A 6,000-nucleotide genomic window follows, 5' to 3' on the forward strand; every position below is an offset into this window, starting at 1 on the left:
TAGCGAAGCAATCCAGAATTCCTCGGCGCAAAGACTCTGGATTGCTTCGCTGCGCTCGCAATGACGGAGAGGAGGCGAAAGTGCGGATCTACGGCTCCACCTTCCTTGCCTTCGCCACCTGCGCCGCCGTTACCAGCGGGCTCGCATTGCCCCAGGAATTGCGGATGTAGTTCGTCACCGCCGCGATCTCGCCGTCGGACAGCTGCTTGGCATAACCTGGCATTTCGCCGGTGTTGGGCGCGCGCGCCGTCGTCACGGTGTGGGCGCCGTCGAGGATGATGCGCAAGGTCGAGGATGGATTGATCGATTGCAGCAGCGCATTGCCTGGCAGCGGCGGGTAGATGCGCGGCGCGCCCGTGCCGTCGGCCTCGTGGCAGGCGACGCAGAGTTTTGCGTAGACGGCCTGGCCGGTCTTCATCTCGGCTTCGTCCGGCGGTGTCACGATCGTCTCGCGCCGCGCCGGCGGCAGGCTCTTCAGATACAGCGCGATCGCGCGCACATCGGCATCGCTCATCTTCGAGGTCGAGTTGATGACCACCTCCGCCATTAGCCCGCCGGCATGGCTCCTGGCATTGCGCCCGCTTTGCAGATACTCGGTGATGTCCTCCTCGCTCCACGATTTCAGCCCGGTGCGCGCGGCGCCATCGAGCCGCGGCGCGAACCAGCCTCCGATCTCATTGCCGGATAGCGCCTGCGCGTCCCTGTTGGCGCCGAAGTAGTTTTTGGGCGTGTGGCAGGCGCCGCAATGGCCGAGCCCGGTAACGAGATAGCCGCCTCTGTTCCACGCCGCGCTCTGGCTCTGGTCCGGCTCGAACAGGCCGGGCTTGAAATACATCGCATTCCAGATCCGCATCAGGCCGCGATAGCCGAACGGCCAGCGCAGCTCCGGCGGCCTGTTGCGGCTCACCACGGGTGTGAGTGTGCCGAGATAGGCGCGGATCGCCAGCGTGTCGTCCTTCGTCATCTTCGTGAAGTAGGGGTAGGGAAACGCCGGGTAGTAGTTCGAGCCGTCGGGCGCGATGCCGTAGCGCAGGGCGCGGGTGAAATCGGCATCCGCCCAGGCGCCGATCCCGGTGTCGCGGTCGGGCGTCAGGTTCGGCGCATAGATCGCGCCGAAGGGCGTGTCGATGCGCTTGCCGCCCGCGAAGGGCCTCGCCGGATCGGCGGTGTGGCAGCCCGCGCAGTCGCCGGCCTCGACCAGCGCCTTGCCATAGGCGATCAACTCCGGCGATGGTTCGGCGGCGCGGGCCGCGCTGCCAACCGCACTGCACAACGCCAAACCCGCAAGGGCCAAGCCAGCCAGAATCGTCCGCATCGAAAGCCTCTCCTGCGACCAATCGATCCCACCTGCGTGAAAGCAGCGTCAATTCATTTCGCAACAGTGGGGGTATGGTGACACAAATTGAAAATGCCCAGCGTGTTTCAGGCCACGAAATTGCGATTTTTACCCGGCGCTCCCTTTGGTCCAGATTTGTGATGCGGATCGTGAAATATCCGACATAGAGTGGCGGAGGTGGTCGGCGCGCCCTAGCTAAAAACAACGGGAAGGCAACGGCTTAACTCAGCAAGACCTGAACAGGGCGGCAAAAGAGGACAGTATGGGCATTAACCAGGGTCCGATCAGTCTCGATCAAAAATACACCCAGCAGACCGGACACGTCTTCACCACGGGCATCCAGGCCCTGGTCCGCTTGCCGATGGCCCAGATCCGGCGCGACCGCGCCAACGGCCTCAACACCGCCGGCTTCATCTCCGGCTATCGCGGCTCGCCGCTCGGCGGCTACGACCAGCAGCTCTTCGCCGCCCGCAAGCATCTCGAACAGTACAACATCAAGTTCCAGCCCGGCGTGAACGAGGACCTCGCCGCAACCGCCGTCTGGGGCTCGCAGCAGCTCAACCTCTCGCCCGGCGCTAAATATGACGGCGTGGTCGGCATCTGGTACGGCAAGGGCCCCGGCGTCGACCGCTGCGGCGACGTGTTCCGCCACGGCAATGCCGCGGGCTCCGCCAAGAACGGCGGCGTGCTCTGCCTTGCCGGCGACGATCACGGCGCGAAATCCTCCACCGTCCCGCATCAGTCTGACCATGCCTTCATCTCGGCGCTGATGCCCTACCTCTATCCCTCGAGCATCCACGAGATGATCGAGATGGGCCTGCTCGGCATCGCGATGTCGCGCTATTCCGGCTGCTGGGTCGGCATGAAGGTGATCACGGAGACGGTGGAGACCACCGCCGAGATCGACCTCACCGACGAGATGAAGCCGTTCATTATCCCGACCGATTTCGAGCTGCCGCCTGGCGGCCTCAACCTGCGCTGGCCCGACGACCGCTTCGAGCAGGACCGCCGCCTGCAGGACTACAAGGGCTTTGCCGCCATCGCCTTTGCCCGCGCCAACAAGGTCAACCGCATCACCATGGATTCGCCGAACGCGCGCTTCGGCATCATGGCGTCCGGCAAGAGTTACGAAGACGTCCGCCAGGCGCTGCGCGAGCTCGGGATCACCGAGGAGGTCGCCGCGAAAATCGGCCTTCGCCTCTACAAGATCGGCATGCCCTGGCCGCTGGAGCCGGAAGGCGTGCGCCAGTTCGCGGTCGGGCTTGAAGAGATTTTCATCGTCGAGGAACGGCGCGAAATCGTCGAGAACCAGGTCAAGCAGGAGCTGTTCAACTGGCGCGACGACGTCCGCCCGCGCATCGTCGGCAAGATGGACGAGCACGACAAGCGCTTCCTCACCTTCGCCGCCGAGCTCAGCGTCGCCTCGCTTGCGACCTCGCTCACCGAGCGCCTGCTCAGGCTTAATCTCAACCCCGAAATCGCGGAGATGCTCCGCGTCAAGGCCGACTGGTTCAACGGCCGTCAGGCCACGCAAATGCAGGCGGTCGCACCTGTCTCCCGCACTCCTTATTTCTGCTCCGGCTGCCCCCACAACACCTCGACCAAGGTCCCAGAGGGAAGTCGCGCGCTCGCCGGCATCGGCTGTCACTTCATGGCGCTGTGGATGGACCGCTCGACCGAGACGTTCACCCATATGGGCGGCGAGGGCGTGCCCTGGGTCGGCATCGCACCCTTCACCAACGAGAACCACATTTTCGCCAATCTCGGTGACGGCACCTATTTCCATTCGGGCATTCTCGCCATCCGCCAGGCGATCGCCTCCAAGGCCAACATCACCTACAAGATTCTCTACAACGACGCCGTCGCCATGACCGGCGGCCAGCGTCATGACGGCGATCTCTCGCCGCAGCAGATCACCCAGCAGCTTTACGCCGAGGGTATCCGCGAGCTCTACCTGGTCTCGGAAAACCCGGACGCTTACCCGGCCGATACCATCGCGCCCGGCGTGAAGAAGTATCACCGCGACGAGCTCGACAACGTCATGAAGATGTGCCGCGAGTTCAAGGGCACCTCGGCGATCGTGTTCGTGCAGACATGTGCCGCCGAGAAGCGCCGCCGCCGTAAACGCGGCCTGATGGAGGATCCGGCGCGTCGCGTCATGATCAACCCCGCTGTCTGCGAAGGTTGCGGCGATTGCTCCGTGCAGTCGAACTGCATCTCGGTCGAGCCGCTGGAGACCGAGTTCGGCCGTAAGCGCGCCATCAACCAGTCGTCCTGCAACAAGGACTATTCCTGCCTGAAAGGCTTCTGCCCGTCCTTCGTCACCATCGACGGCGGCAAGCCGCGCCACCGCGCGCCGGCCGAGCTGGCCGAGATCGGCGAGCTGCCTGAGCCGGCATCGCGCCCGACGCTCGACAAGCCCTACAACATCGCGGTCGGCGGCGTCGGCGGCACCGGCGTGCTCACCATCGGCGCGCTGCTCGGCATGGCCGCTCATATCGAGGGCAAGGCCTCGATGATCCTCGACATGTCGGGCCTGGCACAAAAGGGCGGGGCCGTGCTCAGCCATGTGCGGCTATCAGATCATCCGGCCGAAGTGACGTGCTCCCGTATCGTCACCGGCACGGCCGATCTCGTGCTCGCCGCCGACGAGGTGGTCGCGGTCGCCAAGGACACCATCTCGCTCTGCGACTCCAGCCGCACCCGCGGCATCATCAACAGCCATGTCATTCCCACCGCGGACTTCATCCTCAACCGCGATTTCAACTTCCAGACCCGCAAGCTGAATGCCGTGCTGGAGACGGCGCTGCACAAGGACTCCGTCTTCTTCGACTTCACCAGGCCGGCCGAGCAGCTGCTCGGCGATGCCATCGCCACCAACATGATGATGATGGGCTATGCCTATCAGAAGGGTCTGTTGCCGCTGTCCGCGGAAGCGATCGAGCAGGCGATCGAGGTCAACGGCGTCTCGATCAAGATGAACAAGGAAGCCTTTCGCCTCGGCCGTCTCGCGGTCGCCGATCCCAAGCGTCTCGCCGACACGCTGAAGGGAACGGATGAGGTCGTCGCGCCGAAGACGCTGGATGCCATGACGTTAGATGAGGTCATCGAGCACCGCGCCAAGCATCTCACCGCCTACCAGAACACCCGTCTCGCCAAGCGCTATCGTAAGCTGGTCGATCAGGTCCGCGACGCCGTGGTGAAGGGCGGCTACGGCGATGCGCTGCCGCGCGCGGTCGCGGTGAACTACGCCAAGCTGCTGGCCTACAAGGACGAATACGAAGTCGCGCGCCTCTTCTCAGATGGCGCTTTCGAGCAGCAGCTGCGCGACCAGTTCGAGGGCGACTTCAAGTTCAGCTTCAACCTCGCCCCGCCGATCCTGGCGAGCGGCGTCGACGCGCTCGGCCGCCCCAAGAAGCGCGCCTTCGGCCCGTGGATGCTGAACGTCTTCCGCGTGCTGGCAAAATTCAAATTCCTGCGCGGCACCCCGCTCGACGTCTTCGGCCGCAGCGCCGACCGCAAGCTCGAGCGCGACCTGATCGCCGGCTATGAAAAGGACGTCGCCACCGTGCTCGGCCTCTTGTCGCCGATCACGCACGACACCGTGGTCGAACTGCTGTCACTGCCCGACCGCATCCGCGGCTACGGCCCGGTCAAGGAGAAGGCGGTGGCAGACGCCAAGGCCCGCTACGCCCAGCTCGCCGCGGATTTGGCGAATCCCCCGCCGGCGCCACGGCAGATCGCGGCAGAGTAGGGATCGTCGTAGGGTGGGTAAGCTTTGCGGCTGCGCGCAAGCGCAGTTGCAAGGCGTAACCCACCAACTCCTATCCATTTTCGCCGAAGCATGGTGGGTTACGCCGAGCGGTTTGCGCTTCGCGCAATCCGCGCCGCTAACCCACCCTACGACACCATCTCTTGCGTTGCCCGTCGGGCAAAACACCCATGCCGTGGGTCAATCCGGGTGCGCAAAAATATTCCACTTTACCGAAATTCGGAATTGTCGTATTGATCCGTCACCTCATCCCAGTCAGAGGGGCGTATCGCGATCGTCACGAAACGCGGGGTGAGTGGCGGTGGACGCGGACTGCGTCACACGCGGGCTTGTCTCGCGTGCACGACGGGCGCGGTCTCGCGTACGGCAAAATCGTGTGGTCCTGACGCCCGGGTCTGTGCGTCAAGTCTTGCGGTCACTCGCAAGGCGACGGGGGCAATAGTGCATCGCTCCCCGGGGAGAGCGCGACATAAGCCGTAAAGCCACTGCGCAGGGAAGGCCGGATGTTTGGCTTCACCTGTATGCCGCTGTGCATCTGTTCTTCGCGCATCTCGCGCACAGCGGACCGTGGGTGCCCAGCCGGCACCCGGTCTTCCCCATAGGCGTTAAGGCAGCGCGAGCATCGATTGATACGGACGTTTTCGAGGAGGCTCGCGCAGGTGCCGCCCAAGCGCTCGCTTTCTGCGGCGGAAGCAACGGATGGTTGGTTGTGGAATGATCGCTTGTAGCAAGGATGCAACGAGTTGTTGCAAAACACGCCAAGCGCCAGGTGCCGTCAGGCGGCCTGCATCCAGCGGGGAGAGTCCTCGAAGTCGCGGGCAAGCGGCTCGAGCAGCAGGATGATCAAGAGGTGTGCCAGCAAGTAGGGCTTGGCGGAGCGCGGATCGGTTCC

The 6,000-nt window shown here is 64.2% G+C and carries 2 protein-coding genes; one reads left to right on the plus strand and one right to left on the minus strand.

Annotated features, from left to right (window positions below; all coding sequences use genetic code 11):
- Window positions 1-88: 88 nt before the first annotated feature.
- Window positions 89-1,315, minus strand: a complete 1,227-nt coding sequence (locus YU9_RS0118140) for a cytochrome c (protein ID WP_027574097.1) — start codon at window positions 1,313-1,315, stop codon at window positions 89-91.
- A 283-nt stretch (window positions 1,316-1,598) separates the two neighbouring features.
- Between YU9_RS0118140 and YU9_RS0118145 the strand changes: the two genes are divergently transcribed.
- Window positions 1,599-5,090 carry an indolepyruvate ferredoxin oxidoreductase family protein gene (locus tag YU9_RS0118145; RefSeq protein ID WP_027574098.1) on the plus strand — a complete coding sequence of 1,164 codons (3,492 nt, stop codon included), beginning with the start codon at window positions 1,599-1,601 and terminating at the stop codon, window positions 5,088-5,090.
- Window positions 5,091-6,000 lie beyond the last annotated feature (910 nt).

Source organism: Bradyrhizobium sp. WSM1743 (assembly GCF_000473065.1).
Taxonomy (GTDB): domain Bacteria; phylum Pseudomonadota; class Alphaproteobacteria; order Rhizobiales; family Xanthobacteraceae; genus Bradyrhizobium.